This is a genomic window from Salinisphaera sp. T5B8 (genome assembly GCF_040361255.1).
Taxonomy (GTDB): Bacteria; Pseudomonadota; Gammaproteobacteria; order Nevskiales; family Salinisphaeraceae; genus Salinisphaera.
In genome coordinates, this window is sequence record NZ_APNG01000009.1 from 100,889 (window position 1) to 117,990 (window position 17,102).

The following is a 17,102-nucleotide window of genomic DNA, read 5'->3' on the forward strand; positions in this document are numbered from 1 at the left end:
GAATAAGCCAATCTAATGGCCGCGGCCGGCAGCGCCAGCAAAGACGTACAGGTCCGCGTGTCTGCTAGGTTCGATCCGGCCTGTGCTAGGCTTTGCGCCATGATCGTTCGAAACCGCCGATTGCAGCGGCTGATTGCCGTGCTGCTCGTAACGCTCGTGGCCGTGAGTGCCCAGGCGTGGGCGAGCCATGTCGACTGGCCGGTGCCGGGTGAGGGCGATCATGCCCATGTCGAGTTCTCGGCCTTCGACGACGACGCCTCGCCAATGGTGATGCCGGTTGCTCTAAATGACCCTCTAAGGTACGCATCTCAGTCGGGAACGTTGGATCGTGGGTTGGGGTAAATTTTGTAATGCTGGCATCAGCAATCGTTTAACGGGGCTGCCGTTACTCGCTACGAATATTTAGGTGCGCAGATGATCGTGTGCCAACGCGCGCACCAACCCTGCCTAGCTGGCGCTAGATATGTGCCTAGGCTTCGGTTGCCAGCCGGAACAGACATAGGCCGCCCCCCAGTAGAGGCTTTCGCATTCGAATTGCGTAAAGTGTCGCTTGATCGCCTCAGCGGGTCGCCGGTGAACAATATCGGAGGTTACGCCCGCCGGACGATTGAAGAAAACACCCAGTTGCCCGAGCCATTTCGGCCACCGATCGGGCCATTGCAGTTCGAAGTTAGCAATACGTCCATGCGCCGGGAGCCCGGTAGCTATACACTCGATCAGGGTTTCGTAGCTGGCGACCGTTGAGAGCGCGAGCGTAGCCAATACCGCGTCTGCGTCATGGATCCGGTAGGTCGTCATGTCGGCCGCGACAAGCTCAACATTTAGCCAGCCCGCTCGTTCGACTCGCCGTCTGGCGACGCTTAGCATTTCAGGCGTCAGGTCTACGCCAATGATACGCCCGCGGGGACCCACCTTTTCCTGAAGGTGCTTGAAATTTAGACCCGTACCACACCCTAGATCCACCACTGTCTCGCCGGCTAGTAAGTGGAGGCGGGATACAGCCTGTCTACGGTAATGGTCGATTCGAAGACCGAACGCGCGATAGAACCACAGTCCACCGTCATAGAAAGGTGCCAAGCGAGCATAGCGTTGTCGAAATTCTTCTTTATTAAGAGCCATTGTAATGCGCCTCCTTCTGATACGTAGTGTGGTTCATAAAGCCGCAGTAACTTAGTCCGCCTAGGGTATTCGTCGCAGCTAGCAATCCAGCTAAACGGCCCGCGGAACGCAGCACACGTGTCGAAGGGCGTATTACAACGGTAGATGTTTGCTCGCATTATCAGTTCTGTGGTACGATAAAAACTTATGCCGTTATCCTATGCCAATCTACAGCGACTTGTGGCGATAGTGCTCACAGTCATTGTGGCTTTAAGCGCCCAAGCGTGGGCGAGCCATGTAGATTGGCCGGCGTTCGACGGTGAGACGTACTCGCACGTAGAATCAACCGCCGTAGATAATGCCGATACTGGCGTTAGCGCGGACCATAATGACCACTGTAGCCATGCGTCCGCTCATTTAGTTGGGATACAAAGTGACGCGCCGGACATGGGGCTTCGTGGAATGTCGTCGCGTAACGGGCGTCATCGCGATCTCTATCGCAGCTTGGCCCACACCCCCTTAATCGATCCACCCATAGCCTGAATCTTCTTCGCCGGGCGCTGCTTCATTGCAGGCGCCTCTTCTATTGCGATGAGGATTCACAATGTATTTCCCCCGTTTTCTCCCGGGCAAAGCTGCCTGTGGACTTTGCATGCTATGGGTTTCGCTGTCCGCCTCCGCGGTCACGCAGATACCTCAACCTCTGACACTCAACGCGGCCCTGAATTGGGCGAGCGAATATAATCCGACGCTGCGTTCGGCTCGTCTGCGTATTCAACGCCTCGGTGGCGAGGCTATTCACGCGGATGTCCCTGTGCCATCTAATCCGCGCTTGGAACTGGAAGCAGGCCAGCGCGATCAGCCGAACGGCTCAAGCACCGACATCGGTATCCAACTCAGCCAAGAATTCTGGATAGCCGGCCAAGGCGGTCTACGCGCAGACGCTGCGACAAGTAGGTTGGGCGCCGCTCGAGCTGATTACGATTTCCTGGCAGCCACGACGACGGCACGCGTGCGTGCCGCCTTCCTTTCTGTCTTGGTCGCGGAGCAGGCAGTAAACACCGCCGAGCGCGTCGTTGATACCAACGAGCAGCTCGAGACTTATGCCAAGAAGCGTCTTAACGCAGGCGCGGGTACCCGAATCGAATCCAATGCGGCACGTCTTGGGTTGCAGCGAGCACGTGCGTTCGCCGCAGAGGCCCGGGATGCGGCGAACCAAACTCGACTTGAACTCAAGGACCTGCTTGCGATCGATCCCACGCGCCGGCTCGCCATTAAGGGAGATCTAAGTTTTGCGCTGCTCGATATGCCAAATCGTGATCGCTTGTTGGTGCGCGCCGTCGAGCGGCGCACGGACTTGCAGGCCGCTGCGTCGCGCGTGATTGCCGCACGGAAAGAATTGTCACTAGCCAATCGCGAAATCATACCGAACCTCACCGTGTTCGGTTTTTACCGCGAAGAAGCGGGTGGTCGTGACAAAGGCGGCTCGGATATTACTGGCGGCGGTATCGGTTTCGAGCTGCCGCTGCTGGATCGCTATGAAGGCGAGCGCCAGATTGCGACTGCGGAGCTAGCGCAGGCCCAGCTCGATCAGGACAACCTTCAGCGCGAGGTTCGACTTCAAGTGCTTTCGGCCATCAGCGCATATGACGCCGGACGAGAACGAGCAGATGCGTTGAGTGATGCGGTTTTGGAGGCCGCGGAGAGTTCTCTCGAACTCACCCGGCGCTCATTCGCAGCCGGCAAGGTCGGGGCAACCGCGATCACGTCTGCCCAGAACAACCTATTTGACGTGCGTCGCGATTATCTCGACGCGCTTGGAGCGCTGGTTACGGCCGGTACCGATCTCGAGCGCGCAACGGGTGGTTTGCTCGTGATGGACAGCCGCGGAGCATCGCAATGAACAGACATGAACTCATGAGTTATTTCCGGATTCCCACACTACTGCTCTTTGCCGCGCTCTTGCTGACGGGCTGTGATTCCTTCAGTGCCGGAGCCGACAATTCACGAACCAGCGAAACGTCCAGACAGCCAGCAGAACGCGGCGAACATAACGGCCATGACGAAGCCGGGCATGCCAGTGATGAACACGATGGCGTCGAAAAAGGCGAACTTGGGTCTGACCACGCTGAAGGCGAAAGTGGCCATGACGGGCACGGGGAAGAAAATCCGGACAGCGTTAAGCTCAGCGCGGAGCAGTTTCAGCAACTCGACATCGCAATTGGCCAGGCCGAAAGCGGTACAGCGAGTGCGTCGATCCAAGCGCCAGCGACGCTACATTTCGACGCCGACCGCGTCGCTCGTGTGGGGCCGCGACTGCAAGCCAAGGTAGTCAAAGTAACGGCGGACCTTGGTGAAGCAGTATCGCGTGGTGAAACACTTGCAGTACTCGATAGTGTCGCCTTAGGCAAGGAAAAGGCGGCATATCTAACAGCGGCCGCGCGCTTTAACACGCGCCAGGCCGCCTACGCGAGAGACCGCAAATTGGCTGCGGATCAGATCGTGAGCGATTCGGATCTCGCTGAGTCTCGTGCCGCATACGAACAAGCAAAGGCGGAGCGACGTGCGAAGCGTGCCGAACTCAAGCTTTACGGCCTCGACAATGCGGCGGTCGATGCAATTCGCAGTGGTGGGGACGAGCCTTTGTCGCGACTTGAGTTGGTTGCGCCCCGCGACGGCGTTATCGCGAAACGCGATCTGGTTGCTGGCCAAACACTTGGTGCTAACGAAACACCGATCCATGTCGTCGATAACACACGGATGTGGTTGATGATCGATGCTGCGGAGCAAGCGCTGCCGTACTTAAAAAAAGGTCAGAAAGTGAGTTTCACGGTACGACCATTGCCGGATGAAAGCTTTATAGGGGTGATCGACTGGATCTCGCCCCAGCTCGACGAACAGGCCAGAACGGTGCGTGTGCGTGCCGTCGTCGAAAACCCTGATGGTTTGCTTAGAGCCGGCATGTTTGCCGATGCCGACATCGACGCCGGGGCGTCTAGCGGTAAGCGCTCACGTATAGCGCTTGTTCCCGTGGATGCAGTGCAACAAATCGGTGAGCGTGAAGGGGTGTTTCTGCCAGCTGGACCCGAGGGTGCTTACACGTTTCAACCGGTAAGTACCGGCGCAGAAAACCAAGGCCAGGTAGAAATCCGGGAAGGGATTCGAGCTGGTGACACCCTGGTCGTGCGGGGCGCATTCGATCTTAAAGCTGCACTCACCGCCGGTGGCCGTAGCGCCGCACACGGCCACTAGGAGGGCGCTATGATTAACGCAATTATTCGCCTGGCGATGGCGAACCGGCTCATGGTGCTCGTCGCAGTCTTCGCGCTAGCTATCGGCGGCTATTTTTCGCTGCGTGCACTACCCGTTGATGCATTTCCGGACGCGACGCCGGCCCTCGTACAGGTATATACCGCGAGCGAGGGCCTGTCGCCGGTGGACATTGAAACGCTGGTCTCCTATCCGATCGAGATCAGCATGTACGGGCTGCCGGGCCTCGAAAAAGTACAGTCCACCTCGATTTTCGGACTGTCGCGTGTCGATGTCTATTTCGAGGACGGCACGGATATCTACTTTGCCCGACGGCTCGTGAACGAGCGGCTTTCGGAAGCCCGTCGCAACATCCCAAGTGGCCTAGGTGAGCCACAACTCGGTCCTATCACGACAGGACTTGGTCGGATTCTCATGTATACAGTCGAGAATGAGGGAGGCGCGGACTATTCGCTTACAGAAAGACGTACAGCCCAAGACTGGCTGATCAAACCACAGCTGCGTACGGTCGATGGTGTGACTGGCGTGCTCTCGATCGGTGGTTACGAAAAGCAGTATCAAGTCCGCCTGGACATGAGTGCGATGACGGCCCGCGGCTTGACGCCGGCCGACGTTCGCGAAGCGCTACAGCGCAACAACCGAAACGTCGGCGCTTCATTCATCGAGCGCGGCGGCGAGGAATACATTATCCGCGGGTATGGTTGGGTCTCTTCGGGCGAGCAGGGTTTGTCTGATCTGCGCAACACCCGAGTAGACACGCGCAATGATCAGCCGGTTTATATCCGAGATATCGCCGAAGTCAGCTACGGGCGAGCGATTCGACGTGGTGCAGAACTCGCCAACGGCGAAGAATCTGTTGGCGGTTACGTTCTCAAGCTGATCGGAACGGATACCCAGCGCGTCCTCGAGGATACGAATGCAAAGCTCGAGGAAATCAATAAGTCGTTGCCTAACGGTATGGTCGCCAAAGTCTACTACTCTCAGGCCGAGCTAGTAGACAAGGCGATCAATACGGTCGTCGAAGCGCTTTTAATTGGCGCCGTACTAGTCCTGATATTGCTGTACTTGTTCCTGGGCAACTTGAGATCGACACTCATTGTCGTGTCGAGCGTACCGCTGTCGCTACTTGTAGCATTCATTGCTATGCGCGTGTCCGGCTTGTCGGCGAACTTGATGAGCCTCGGCGGGTTGGCAATCGGCATTGGGATGATGGTCGACGGCTCGGTCGTCATGATCGAAAACATCTTCCGGCATTTTGAGGAACAGGACCTCAAGACCGCGAGCATGGCGGATTTGATTGGTGCCGCGGCTCGAGAAGTTGGGCGACCGATCGTTTTCGCGGTCGCCATCGTGATCATTGTCTTCCTTCCGTTGTTCACCCTGCAGGGCGTCGAGGGAAAACTCTTCTCGCCCATGGCTTACACGATTAGCTTCGCGTTGGCCGCAGCTCTGTTGCTATCCCTCACACTCGTACCCGTGCTGGCAATACTGGCATTCCGACGTGTTACCACGATGCGGGAGCCGCGGTTTGTGTCGTGGATGAAGGCCGGTTACCGCCCGATGCGCGACGCCGCGCTAAAAGCACCGATCGTTGTAGTAGGGACAGCGCTAATCTTATTCATTGCGAGTCTCGCTGTTTTTCCGCAATTGGGTACTGAGTTCATTCCGACCCTACGGGAAGGCACATTCATGGTTCGCTCCACGCTGCCGCCCGGGGCGAGCCTGGATTCCGCGATTGCATACGGCAAGCGCATACAGGATACCGTCGGCGAATTCGACGAAGTCACCGGCGCCTATTCACGCGTCGGTCGTGCCGAAGTCGGCGGTGATCCCGAATCGGTCAACGTGGTCGCAACCACCATCAACTTGAAACCGCTCGATGCCTGGCAAAGCGGACGCTCGTACGAGGGTCTTCAGAACGCGATGTCCGAGCGGCTCGCAGCGCGTGTTCCCGGGTTGGCGAACAACTTTTCCCAGCCGATCCAGCTTAGAACCGACGAGCTGCTCTCAGGCGTTCAAGCACAGCTCGTCGTAAGTATCTTCGGAGACGACCTCGACAAGTTAGCTGAGGTCGGCCAGCAGGTCGCCGAACTCGCGCGTAATACCACCGGTGCTGTGGATGTGCGTGTCCAGCAGCAGGGCGGCAAACAGCAGATCGTCATAAAGCCAGACCGCGAAGCCTTGTCGCGTTATGGAATTAGCGTGGACGACGTTTTGAACACCGTGTCCGTAGGGGTCGGGGGAGCTTCCGTCGGCCAGGTCTTCGACGGCGTGCGGCGGTTCGATATTTTCCTGCGGCTGCAGGCGAACCAACGTGAGCGGATCGATGCGATTCGAGACCTGAATCTTCGGACACCTGGCGGCGCGTTGATTCCGCTGTCACGAGTGGCGAACGTGGACGTCTATACCGGTCCCAAGCAGATATCACGATCGAACGCCAGTCGACGTCTGTATGTGCAGATGAACGTTCGCGGGCGGGACATGGGCGGCGTCGTAAACGATCTGCGTGCCGGTATCGATCGCGACATCGATATGCCGCCCGGTTATTTCGTTGACTTCGGCGGCCAGTTCGAGAACCAACAAAGGGCCATGAAGCGCCTTTATCTCGTCGTACCCGTCACGATGGCGCTGATCTTTTTGTTGCTCTACAGCGCATTCTCGAGTCTGCGCTATGCGGCGCTGATCTTTTTGAACGTTCCGTTCGCAATCATCGGCGGTATCTTCACGCTCTGGTTGTCGGGACTGTATCTATCCGTGCCCGCTGCTGTTGGCTTTATCGCGGTGTTCGGCGTAGCCGTTCAAAACGGGGTCGTGCTGGTTTCCTACATCAATCAGTTGCGTGATCACGGTATGGAGCTCGATGAGGCGGTAAGCACCGGCGCAGAACATCGGCTGCGCCCCGTACTCATGACCGCGCTGACAGCGATCCTGGGACTAATCCCGCTGCTCATGGCTAACGGTATCGGATCGAACGTGCAACGGCCGTTGGCCGCAGTCGTAATCGGCGGCCTCGTGACTTCAACGCTCCTGACGTTATTGGTATTGCCTGCCGTGTACCACTGGTTCGCCGAACCACGGCGCGAAGTCGAGCTGTGAGGAGGGGCTGATCATGGAGGTAACACCCACCCATATGGCGCAAGTCCCGCTCGACCAGGTGATTTCAGGGCAAGCGCCCTCGATTGATTCGCAGCGGAGTACTGCGAAGAATTCTCACGAATACATCGGCCGAGTGAATGGTGGTCTCGTTTGGAGCTACAGGCATAGTTTAGCGATCTATGCGCTAACTAAATATAAGCCCAATATCATAGGGGCCATTGGGTATAGGTCACTTGTTAGTCAGGGTGTTCCACGCTGCAGGCACCCAGAGTTTGCGGGTGAGCCACAAAACGAAGTCGCAAACGTTTGGAGGTGGTCGCGATGGTAGCGGCCAAATCCTTCGACCATCGGGTTTCGCGCCTGCGTGTGACGACCTCCGTGCTCGCATTGGCCGTGGCGCTGTTTCTAGTGACTACTGCCAATAACTCATTTTGGAGTGCGGCGGCAAGTGCGGCAGATATTTCCTGGCGGGGGAACTTTGGGTTTTTCGCCGCAATCTTCGTATTTCTTGTCGCCGCTTTCACGTTGGCTATCGCACCATTTGGCTTACGTTTTCTTTTTAAGCCGTTTATTTCCGTGTTACTCGTCCTGGCATCTGTTAATAGCTATTTCATGGATACCTACGGTGTTGTGATTGATGACGGAATGCTGCGCAACACCATACAAACCGACCCTAGGGAGGTTGACGGTTTATTGAGCCCGGTTTTGTTTTGGCATGTGTTATGGGCCGGAGTTTTGCCGGCGTTGGTTGTGTGGTGGGTTCCCGTGCGCTATGCGACTTTTCCTAGACAATTGGGTCGGCAAATATTGACGATGGCGCTAGCTTTAGCAGTAGCCGGGGCGGCACTTTATAGCCATTACAAAGAATTTTCACTAGTAGGGCGCGAAAATCGAAATTTACGTTATTTGATTAATCCGAGTTATTCCATTTACTCGGCTGGAAAGTTGCTGGCTGCCGAGTTAAGTGCCGGTGAGGCGGCACTTCGGCCATTGGGCCGCGACGCCTACCAACGACAGCATAGCTCACCCGGCGGCAAGCCAAGGCTAGTGGTTTTCGTTCTAGGGGAAACGGTGCGTGCTCATAACGCTACCTTGGAAGGTTATGAGCGGAGGACCATGCCGCTCATGGCCCAAGAAGAGATTGTCAAGTTTGACAGCGTATATTCCTGCGGCACTGCTACTGCAGTGTCTCTGCCCTGTATGTTCTCGCGCCAAAACCGCAGCAGTTATGACGAGTTCGTGTCGGATAACAGCGAGAATTTATTAGATGTCCTGAAACACGCCGGGGTACGTGTGCTATGGCGTGAAAACAACTCCGGCTGCAAGGGCGTTTGCGCCAGGGTAAAAACACAAAACACAGCTCAGATGGACGTGCCTAATTATTGCAATGAAGATGGCTGTTTTGACGAAATTTTATTGTATCGGCTGGATGAATCGCTAAACGAGCCCTCGAGAGACACTTTCATTGTGCTTCATCAACAGGGCAACCACGGGCCTGAATACTACAAACGGTACCCGCCTGAGTTTCGCAAATTCCAGCCTGAATGCCGTAGCAATCGCCCGCAGGATTGTAGCCGCCAAGAGCTGATAAACGCCTACGACAACGCCATTTTATATACCGACTTCGTGCTCTCTAGGGTTGTGAAGTTTCTAAAAAGGAACTCCGATCGCTATGCGAGCGCGATGATTTATATGTCCGACCATGGCGAGTCGCTTGGCGAGAGCGGCATTTACCTTCACGGCCTACCGTACTTAATAGCGCCGCATGAACAAACCCATGTGCCGCTGATGGTTTGGACCTCGTCTGATTTTAGGAAGGGGCGGGGACTCGAGCGCAAGTGCATGAGGCAGATGAGTGACGACGAGTATAGCCAGGATAATTTGTTCGACACGGTTCTAGGTCTGTTCGCGGTACAGACACAGGTCTACCGGCCCGGGCAGGACATTTTTGCTGCATGTCGCGCCATCGCCTTGACAGGTCGGTAGGTTTGTTAGGAGAGGCCACCCATGTCTGATGTAACTTCAGATCAGCATCCCTTGGCCGAGCGGCTGTTACGGCCCATACGCCGCTTCGCGGCGTATGGGCCATCCAGCGGCATTGTTTTGGTTATTGCTACTGCGCTCGCGCTGCTATGGGCCAACTCTGCGGGATCGTTATTACCAGGCTACGCAGACTTTTGGAACACCGAGCTTTCTCTTCGTCTGGGCGATGTAGAGCTGTCACTTTCGCTCCACGAATGGATTGATGAGGCATTGATGGCGCTGTTCTTCTTTCACGTCAGTCTCGAGGTAAAGTACGAATTTCTTCGCGGTGCGCTGTCCACCCGAGACAAAGCGGTCCTGCCAGTGGTAGCAGCGCTAGGCGGCATGCTAGCGCCAGTCGCAGTTTTTCTGATTCTTAACCTACCGGCGGGGGATCCCGGGGGATGGGCCGTACCAATGGCGACAGATGTTGCGTTTGCTATTGCGCTTCTCACCCTACTAGGCAAACGGGTGCCCGCGAGCTGGCGGGCATTCCTACTGGCACTTGCGGTTATCGATGACGTCGGCACGGTTGCCGTGATAGCCCTGTTCTATTCGGCGAAGATCACCACTATCCCATTGCTCGTGGTGGCTTTCGGGCTAGCTCTCGTTTACGCGATGCGTCGTGCCGGGGTCCATGCATTTTTAGTTTATTGGTTGGTTGGCGCCGCAATCTGGCTCGCGATGGAGAAATCTGGCGTTCATCCGACCGTCGCGGGCGTCCTGCTCGGGTTCTTGACGCCGCTTTCCACGCCACGCCATACGCATTCATACAATGAACAAGCCGCTGAACGCATTCCACACCTATTACGCGAAGCCCCATCCTCAAAACGTCGACTCCTAGAAGAACTGGAACGCGTTAGGCGAGGCGCATTATCGCCGCTGAATATCCTGCAACATCGGCTAGAGCCGTGGGTGTTATTCCTGATCATGCCGGCCTTCGCGCTCGCCAATGCAGGGGTTGATCTGAGCGAAATTAGTCTCGCTGATAATGCCAGCCTTTGGGTTCTAGTCGGGAGCGGTGTCGGTCTGGTGGTTGGCAAGCCTCTTGGCATTGTAACGGCCGTACGTCTGGCGACCCTCTTGTCCCGAACAAAACTCCCGGATGGTCTCTCTTGGTCAGCTCTGACCGGTCTGGGGCTTCTCGCCGGCGTTGGTTTCACTATCGCTTTATTCTTGACCAGCCTTGCGTTTACAGATCCGGCGATCGCATCGGCCGCACGCGTTGGCATTTTGGCTGGCTCCTTAATCGCCGCATTGGCGGGGCTGGGATTACTTTGGTTGGTTTTACACAAGAATGATGAAAATTGGGTAGCGCAGAGCGAAGACGTCGCGTGAGCTGGAACGTGATGACCGAATGACAGAGCAATTACGGTCACTATTCGCGACGACGGCTGACCTCTGTCAACTAAAGTTACCAAAAGGAGACAGACGATGAAGGAAATCAAGGCTTACGTACGTGAAGTCATGCTCGAACAGGTGATTTCGGCGCTGGCTGATATTGACGACATACCCGGAATCGCGGTGGTGCATCTACGTGAATATGGCCACGTCCAGGACGGCAGCTTGAGGCGGGTCAAAATGGCCAAGCTCGAAATTGATGTGCCGGAGTCGCTTGCGACGACCGTCGTAGACGCGATATTGGCAAGCGCACGTACAGGCGACGGCCACCCCGGTGATGGAAAAGTCTTCATATCAGATTTGCGGGAGGCCATTCGTATAAGCGACGGGCAACGTAACGAAGGGGCGGTGCAAATTTCGTCGAAATCGGGAGGCCCAGATGAGTAAGCATGAGCACGGCGGTCATAGCCATGGCAATGCAGGTAGCACGAAACTGCTTATCATATCGCTGATATTTACGACTGCATACGCTGGCGTCGAGGTAGTCGGTGGTATTTGGGCCAACTCACTGGCCCTGATTGCCGATGCGGGCCATATGATCACCGACTCCTTATCTCTCGGAATCGGCGCTTTTGCAGCATGGCTAAGTCAGCGTCGCGCTTCAAAAACCCTTACGTATGGATATGCACGCGCTGAGGTTATAGGAGCGCTCGTCAACGTTCTTTTTATGCTGGGTATTGTGGTCTGGATTGTTTTTGCCGCATTTGAACGACTTGCGAATCCAGAGGAAGTTGGCGGAACGACCGTTATGGTTGTCGCTTTCATCGGCTTACTCGTAAATATCGCCGTCGCGTGGATTCTGATGCGGGGCGAAAAAAACATGAACGTGCGGGCCGCGTTGTTGCACGTAATGGGTGACTTGGCGGGTTCTGTAGCGGCGTTGCTGGCGGGCTTCATCGTTTACCTCACCGGCTGGCTGCCGATAGACCCGTTGCTTTCGTTATTAATCAGCCTTCTGATTGGTTTTGCGAGCATAAATATTTTACGCGACGTCATGCGAGTCCTTATGGAGGGCTCACCTAGCGATGTGGATATTGACGAGTTGAAGCAGTCCATGGGCGAGATTAGTGGTGTCGTTGAGGCGCACCATATTCACGTCTGGTCTCTATCGTCGAGTCGTCACGCCTTATCGGCACAAATCAAACTTGATGAGATAGGTGAATGGGATGCGGTCCTACCGCGACTACAGGCCCTGCTGGGTCGGCGCTTCGGCATTCAGCACAGCACGTTACAGCCGGAATCTGGCTCGCGCAGCATCCTTGAAAATCGCGGCAAGAACGTTGATGGGAACGGTTCATCATGCTCAGGCAAGCTTTAAGAACTACATCGACGCTCTTACTTTTTGTATTTATGTTGACCCCAGTTTTATCTCGCGCTCAAGAACCTGAAATCACGGTCAGTAGCAAAGCTTATAAGAGACAGTTCAAAACCATGCTCCAGCGCGCCGAGGAGGGCGATGCGAACGCCCAGAATTCCGTTGGCGGTGCCTTTGCCATGGGCGACGGTGTCGTAGAGGATGATGAGGCCGCGTATCGTTGGTTGCGCAAAGCGGCAGAACAAGGCCACGCTGCGGCTCAATACAATCTATTCCTCTTGTCGACTCAGAAGAGGGATTCGGAGAATACGCTCGAAGCCCCAGTCAAATGGTTACAAAGGGCCGCCAATCAAGGTGTCCTTCAAGCGCAATTTCGTCTCGCAGAGTTTTACCGACAAAGCCGTGTTAAGCACAAAAAACGGCGGGAGCGCGCGGCCATGTATTACGCCATGGCCGCTAAACAAGGTCACGCGTCTGCGCAATTTTATTTGGGCTGGTGCTACGACAAGGGTGTTGGGGTCACTCAGAATGAGTCGAAAGCGGCGCGGTGGTACTTGAAAGCTGCGAAAAAGGGGCAGGTCGATGCCCAAGTGAATCTAGCCGTAAACTATATCGACGGTCGAGGGGTCCAGAAAAGCCAAGCGCAAGCACGGAGATGGTTTTTGCGGGCAGCGCAACAAAATTCTGCGATCGCACAATATAACCTCGGCAAACTGTCTCAGGCTCGTGCGAGTTCACGGGGTAACATCATCGAGGCATATGTCTGGACATCGTTGGCAGCCGAACAAGGACTTGGTGCGGCGATTCGCGAACGCGAGCTTCTCCGGAGTTTGATATCACCTTCACAATTGAGCCGAGCACAAGCGCGCGTTCGACGTTGGAGTAAGATTAATTCCGACAACGCTCAATTTGACCTTCAGCTGGAAAGCCGGCGTAGTTTTCCGGTCACTGAACCAATATCGGGGCTCGAAGCGCTGTTGCCTAAAAAGGGCAAAGCTGACAGCCAGCGATAGCGCGAGAGCGGAAAAAATTGATTTTTTAATCCGATAAAATCTGGGATGGGCCCCCACGGATTTCTTAAGATGGGCTGTTACACATGCCGAACCAAGTTCGGTGGTTTCAGACACCCTAAGCGCATGAAGGCGCTCTATCTGAGCACACTCGTTTTAAGCACCCGTTGGCCGAGTCGATGCTCGAGGCCGAAGGTACGCACGAGCTGGTGCGGTGCATTCGCTTGTGTGGACGTTGCGAACGAAGTTCCCTGGCCGTCGTTGCGATGAGTCGTTGCAACGAGTGCAAGCGCGCTTCGAAACCGGCAGGCTTTGATCACCGCGCGCGATTACGTGCCGAAATTCCGCGCCTGCCACGGCGCTACCTTAAGGACGACCGGGAAGATGATCTATCTCAACCGTCAGCACTCCGGCTACGTCGTCAATCAAAAGCGTGTCGAACGACACTATTCCGAGCAACGTCTAACGTACCGATCTTTGGTCAATAGTCGTTTTTCGCATCTAACTACTACGCGTGGAAGGCCGCAAAGACGGCCATTCGAGTCTTTGGACTCTTCGTAAAATATTATTCAACCGAAGTATGGCTACAGCGGCGATGGTCTTTACTGCCGTGTTCGGTGTCGCGGTACAGAACGGCGTGGTGATGGTGTCCTATATCAACCAGCTGCGACAGCAGGGCACGTCTATGGCCGACGCGGTGCGTATCGGCGCCGAGCATCGCCTGCGCCCGGTCCTGATGACCGCGCTGACCGCGGTCCTCGGGCTGATTCCGCTGCTGCTTGCCGACGGCATCGGCTCCAACGTGCAGCGGCCGCTCGCGGCGGTGGTGATCGGCGGGCTCATGACTTCGACGCTGCTCACACTCATCGTGCTGCCCAGCGTCTATCGCTGGTTCGCCGAACCGGATACGCCGGTTCATCTGTAACCGAAACCCGCGTGGCCGCGGCTTGCCAGATCAAGCCGCGGCCACGAGGACGATATGAAGCCTTCAAAACCGGCAGGAAAGAGGGCGGTCGCGCTTGGCCTTGTATGGATATACATAGCCAAATGAAGCGACTGGCGTTGCCGTAGCCGACACGATGGGTTAAAAACTCGCCATGTTCGAATTACTTACCGCCATTATCGCGCTCGTTCCCATAGGCTGGAGCCATCACCTCATCGCGGCCCATACGCGCTATGAAATAGTTACGCGCGGTCTGCTGATCCTGGTCGGTCTGGGCTTTGGCGCTATCTGTATGCGGTATGCGGCCGACAGCACGCTGGCACGCTGGAGCCTGTTCGTCGCCGGTATGGGCGCCGTGCATACGCCAGCGGCGATCGTGCTCACGATCAAGCAACTCAAGCGTCGCGGTTACTGAATGTAACGAGGTGAATGGCTCGTTCTATCAACATAAAACCCGAAACGCATGCAGCTCCTTCGCGAAGGCCATAGCTGCATTACGGGAATGTGTGTTGATTTAACCGGAAGCCAAGACGCGTCGGGAACGGGTATTCAATCGCTGAAGACCAATGATTGTCGTGGCCATTGCCATGGCAGACCAGCCGAAGCCTTCACCGGCAAGACCGAGCGCGATACCGCCCAGCGCCAGGCAAACAGCTACAAGCGTGAGTATCCAGGAAGCCAGGCGCAGTTGCCGAATAGTGAGCAACATTGGAAAACCTCCAAACGATAGACAGATCGAATCCAAGAGGTCGATGCGGGCGCGTGTAAAGGCTCGCTTCGGCCGCCAACCGGACAGACGTTGAGGCCTCATGTTCAGAGAGCAAGTCGCTGCCAGCGGCATTTATTTCGGCGGCGTGCGTCGTTGCTGAAGTCCGCGGACCCGTTTTTCCAGGCGCGTTTAGCAGCCCGAGCTGCGTACTACGTAAGTGCGCATTCGCCGAGTATCGGCTAACAGATGGAATCCATTTAGAACGGCCGCAGGTCTCGACGGCGCGTCCCATCAACAGCCGAACTTGGATAGCATCGCGCGCGGGCAGGCGTTGCCAACGCCAGGACCGTATAGAAGTGTTTGAGCCTAGGCCTTGGGCAACGTTACACACTGGCTGAGGGGTGGGCAGCGATGCGATGAGGCGGCCGGCGTAATATAATATTTAACATAATATACATTATGCACAGTATTATTTATGGCTGTGTTCGGCGCTGAGCGACAGAGACGCCCTCTAGCGTGCCTTGCAATCCGAGCGCCACGTTCTTGCAGATCTGTCTATTCGCGCTAATGGTTATCGACCGCCCACGTGCTGTCCACTGTGTTTTGGCCGATTCAGTCACCGCTTGTTGATATGCCATGCCCGCGCGTCGGCCATGATGGCTACGACCAGTCGCTGCTCGGATTGATTAGAACGGCGGTTTGTCGTTCGACGTGCGGCCGGTTTCGATATAGGTGCCGTAGCGCTCGCAATAGAATTTGCCGTTCAAGCGCGTGGTTTCGGTTGGCGTCATCTTGTAGTTGCGAGACCATTCCTCGCATTGCGTCCAGTACTGGCGGCCGCGTTCGGATTGCTCGCGTTTTCGGCGAAGCGCGTCGTCGATTGGCGGTACGCGCCGAGATTCAATTTGCTGGCCTCGTTCTTTGGCGAGCTGGCGTTTGTATGCGGCGCCCGCCGTAACAGAGGAACCCGGCGGATCGCCAACCGTAACATTCAGGCCGGAGGCTACGGCACTCATCAACCCGATGCCCAGCAGAAGACGCGCAACCCAGAGCGCGATGCCACCGATGACCACACCGCCGGCGATGGCCAGCATGAGCTTGAGATAGTTGGTTTCGCCATGCATACGGAGAGTATCGGCTCGCCACAGGCGTGCTTAAACACGCGGGCCCCGCTTTAATGCCGTTTGACCACGTACGCGACGGTGACCCGGCAAACGCGGTTTTGGCCCCGGCCGCACCGGTGCGGATTGCCCGCGTGTTGATCGCGATCGGCGCCCTGGCCCGCGCACTTGTACCGCTGTGCGCCCGTTGCCGCGGCTGGTTCAGAAGACGTTGAGCGGAATCTTGAGGTAGGCCGTGCCGTTGGCTTCCGGTTCCGGCATGCGGCCACCGCGGGTGTTGATCTGTAACGCCGCAAGTATGAGCGTGGGTAGCGGCAGTTGTGCATCGCGCTTGTTGCGCAGTTCGATATAGCTCGCTTCGTCGATATTCTTCAGGTGCGGATTGTTCGCGCGCTGTTCGGCGACGGTCGACTCCCAGCACGGCTCGCGGCCATCGGGCATATAGTCGTGGCCGGTGAACAAACGCGTGTCGTCGGGTAGATCGAGTATCGCCTGAATCGAACGATAAAGCGTGGCCGCATCACCGCCGGGAAAATCGGCCCGTGCGGTACCGAAGTCGGGCTGAAACAGCGTGTCGTGCACGAAGGCGGCATCTCCGATCACATAGGTAATCGAGGCAAGCGTGTGCCCAGGCGAATGCATGACGCGTGCGTCGAGGTTGCCCAGTTTGAAGGTATCGCCGTCGGCGAACAGACGATCCCACTGGCGGCCATCGGTATGGAAGTCGTCGCCGAAGTTGTAAATGTCTTTCCAGAGCTTTTGCACCGCTACGACATGCTCGCCGATCGCCCGCGGCGCATCGAATATCTCCTGCAGATAGATCGCGGCTGACAGATGGTCGGCGTGTGGGTGGGTATCCAGAATCCAATCCACGGTCAGACCGCGCTTGCGTACGAAGGCTGCGATTTCATCGGCCTGCGTCGTGTTCGTGCGTGCCGACTGCGGATCGTAATCCAGCACCGGATCGATGATCGCACAGCGAGCGCTGTCGTTATCGATACAGACATACTGGACGCTGAACGTATTCGGATCGAAAAAACCGACCACTTCCGGGCTGTTTGTAGCCATGTTTCACCTCTTATCCAGGATCGTGCGCTTTGCGCCAAACTTTTGGTTA

At 56.4% G+C, this 17,102-nt stretch carries 15 protein-coding genes; 11 read left to right on the top strand and 4 right to left on the bottom strand.

Annotation, left to right across the window (positions count from 1 at the left end; genetic code table 11):
- Nucleotides 1-15: 15 nt before the first annotated feature.
- On the top strand, nucleotides 16-342 hold the full coding sequence (locus tag T5B8_RS09900; protein ID WP_006914631.1) for a hypothetical protein: 327 nt from the start codon (nucleotides 16-18) through the stop codon (nucleotides 340-342).
- Nucleotides 343-447: 105 nt separating this feature from the next.
- On the opposite strand, the gene T5B8_RS09905 is transcribed toward T5B8_RS09900, so the two are convergent.
- A complete protein-coding gene (locus T5B8_RS09905) occupies nucleotides 448-1,119 on the bottom strand; it encodes a class I SAM-dependent methyltransferase (protein WP_006914630.1) in 672 nt (223 codons plus the stop codon).
- Between the two features lie 583 nt (nucleotides 1,120-1,702).
- On the opposite strand from T5B8_RS09905, the gene T5B8_RS09910 reads away from it, so the two are divergent.
- From T5B8_RS09910 to T5B8_RS09955, 10 genes are all read left to right on the top strand, one after another.
- Nucleotides 1,703-3,001, top strand: a complete 1,299-nt coding sequence (locus T5B8_RS09910; protein WP_353163095.1) for a TolC family protein — start codon at nucleotides 1,703-1,705, stop codon at nucleotides 2,999-3,001.
- 14 nt (nucleotides 3,002-3,015) lie between these two features.
- Entirely contained in the window at nucleotides 3,016-4,350 is a 1,335-nt protein-coding gene (locus tag T5B8_RS09915; RefSeq protein ID WP_353178360.1) for an efflux RND transporter periplasmic adaptor subunit, read from the top strand.
- Nucleotides 4,351-4,359: 9 nt separating this feature from the next.
- The gene (locus tag T5B8_RS09920) at nucleotides 4,360-7,464 is read left to right on the top strand and encodes an efflux RND transporter permease subunit (RefSeq protein WP_353178362.1); all 3,105 of its coding nucleotides are present in this window, start codon (nucleotides 4,360-4,362) and stop codon (nucleotides 7,462-7,464) included.
- Nucleotides 7,465-7,785: 321 nt separating this feature from the next.
- Entirely contained in the window at nucleotides 7,786-9,450 is a 1,665-nt protein-coding gene (locus T5B8_RS09925) for a phosphoethanolamine transferase (RefSeq protein ID WP_353178364.1), read from the top strand.
- Nucleotides 9,451-9,471: 21 nt separating this feature from the next.
- Nucleotides 9,472-10,824, top strand: a complete 1,353-nt coding sequence (gene nhaA / locus T5B8_RS09930) for a Na+/H+ antiporter NhaA (protein ID WP_353178366.1) — start codon at nucleotides 9,472-9,474, stop codon at nucleotides 10,822-10,824.
- A gap of 96 nt (nucleotides 10,825-10,920) precedes the next feature.
- On the top strand, nucleotides 10,921-11,274 hold the full coding sequence (locus tag T5B8_RS09935; protein ID WP_209059978.1) for a P-II family nitrogen regulator: 354 nt from the start codon (nucleotides 10,921-10,923) through the stop codon (nucleotides 11,272-11,274).
- Nucleotides 11,267-12,205, top strand: a complete 939-nt coding sequence (locus tag T5B8_RS09940) for a cation diffusion facilitator family transporter (RefSeq protein WP_209059979.1) — start codon at nucleotides 11,267-11,269, stop codon at nucleotides 12,203-12,205. The genes T5B8_RS09935 and T5B8_RS09940 overlap by 8 nt, the downstream gene beginning before the upstream one ends.
- Nucleotides 12,187-13,215 carry a tetratricopeptide repeat protein gene (locus T5B8_RS09945; RefSeq protein WP_021031956.1) on the top strand — a complete coding sequence of 343 codons (1,029 nt, stop codon included), beginning with the start codon at nucleotides 12,187-12,189 and terminating at the stop codon, nucleotides 13,213-13,215. Before T5B8_RS09940 ends, T5B8_RS09945 begins: the two co-directional genes overlap by 19 nt.
- Before the next feature lie 511 nt (nucleotides 13,216-13,726).
- On the top strand, nucleotides 13,727-14,137 hold the full coding sequence (locus tag T5B8_RS09950) for an efflux RND transporter permease subunit (protein WP_420852602.1): 411 nt from the start codon (nucleotides 13,727-13,729) through the stop codon (nucleotides 14,135-14,137).
- 172 nt (nucleotides 14,138-14,309) lie between these two features.
- Nucleotides 14,310-14,570 carry a hypothetical protein gene (locus T5B8_RS09955; protein WP_006912605.1) on the top strand — a complete coding sequence of 87 codons (261 nt, stop codon included), beginning with the start codon at nucleotides 14,310-14,312 and terminating at the stop codon, nucleotides 14,568-14,570.
- Between the two features lie 99 nt (nucleotides 14,571-14,669).
- On the opposite strand, the gene T5B8_RS09960 is transcribed toward T5B8_RS09955, so the two are convergent.
- The 3 genes from T5B8_RS09960 to T5B8_RS09970 form a co-directional block, all read right to left on the bottom strand.
- On the bottom strand, nucleotides 14,670-14,864 hold the full coding sequence (locus tag T5B8_RS09960; RefSeq protein WP_021031954.1) for a hypothetical protein: 195 nt from the start codon (nucleotides 14,862-14,864) through the stop codon (nucleotides 14,670-14,672).
- A 686-nt stretch (nucleotides 14,865-15,550) separates the two neighbouring features.
- The gene (locus tag T5B8_RS09965) at nucleotides 15,551-15,958 is read right to left on the bottom strand and encodes a hypothetical protein (protein ID WP_353178368.1); all 408 of its coding nucleotides are present in this window, start codon (nucleotides 15,956-15,958) and stop codon (nucleotides 15,551-15,553) included.
- A 228-nt stretch (nucleotides 15,959-16,186) separates the two neighbouring features.
- Nucleotides 16,187-17,053: an MBL fold metallo-hydrolase gene (locus tag T5B8_RS09970; RefSeq protein WP_353178370.1), complete on the bottom strand. Its 867-nt coding sequence runs from the start codon at nucleotides 17,051-17,053 to the stop codon at nucleotides 16,187-16,189.
- Nucleotides 17,054-17,102: the final 49 nt, after the last annotated feature.

Excerpts from the sequence above, each read along its gene's own strand:
- T5B8_RS09900 (WP_006914631.1), top strand. The coding sequence starts at position 16 with ATGGCCGCGGCCGGCAGCGCCAGCAAAGACGTACAGGTCCGCGTGTCT.
- T5B8_RS09905 (WP_006914630.1), bottom strand. The coding sequence starts at position 1,119 with ATGGCTCTTAATAAAGAAGAATTTCGACAACGCTATGCTCGCTTGGCA.
- T5B8_RS09910 (WP_353163095.1), top strand. The coding sequence starts at position 1,703 with ATGTATTTCCCCCGTTTTCTCCCGGGCAAAGCTGCCTGTGGACTTTGC.
- T5B8_RS09915 (WP_353178360.1), top strand. The coding sequence starts at position 3,016 with ATGAGTTATTTCCGGATTCCCACACTACTGCTCTTTGCCGCGCTCTTG.
- T5B8_RS09920 (WP_353178362.1), top strand. The coding sequence starts at position 4,360 with ATGATTAACGCAATTATTCGCCTGGCGATGGCGAACCGGCTCATGGTG.
- T5B8_RS09925 (WP_353178364.1), top strand. The coding sequence starts at position 7,786 with ATGGTAGCGGCCAAATCCTTCGACCATCGGGTTTCGCGCCTGCGTGTG.
- nhaA (WP_353178366.1), top strand. The coding sequence starts at position 9,472 with ATGTCTGATGTAACTTCAGATCAGCATCCCTTGGCCGAGCGGCTGTTA.
- T5B8_RS09935 (WP_209059978.1), top strand. The coding sequence starts at position 10,921 with ATGAAGGAAATCAAGGCTTACGTACGTGAAGTCATGCTCGAACAGGTG.
- T5B8_RS09940 (WP_209059979.1), top strand. The coding sequence starts at position 11,267 with ATGAGTAAGCATGAGCACGGCGGTCATAGCCATGGCAATGCAGGTAGC.
- T5B8_RS09945 (WP_021031956.1), top strand. The coding sequence starts at position 12,187 with ATGCTCAGGCAAGCTTTAAGAACTACATCGACGCTCTTACTTTTTGTA.
- T5B8_RS09955 (WP_006912605.1), top strand. The coding sequence starts at position 14,310 with ATGTTCGAATTACTTACCGCCATTATCGCGCTCGTTCCCATAGGCTGG.
- T5B8_RS09960 (WP_021031954.1), bottom strand. The coding sequence starts at position 14,864 with ATGTTGCTCACTATTCGGCAACTGCGCCTGGCTTCCTGGATACTCACG.
- T5B8_RS09965 (WP_353178368.1), bottom strand. The coding sequence starts at position 15,958 with ATGCTGGCCATCGCCGGCGGTGTGGTCATCGGTGGCATCGCGCTCTGG.
- T5B8_RS09970 (WP_353178370.1), bottom strand. The coding sequence starts at position 17,053 with ATGGCTACAAACAGCCCGGAAGTGGTCGGTTTTTTCGATCCGAATACG.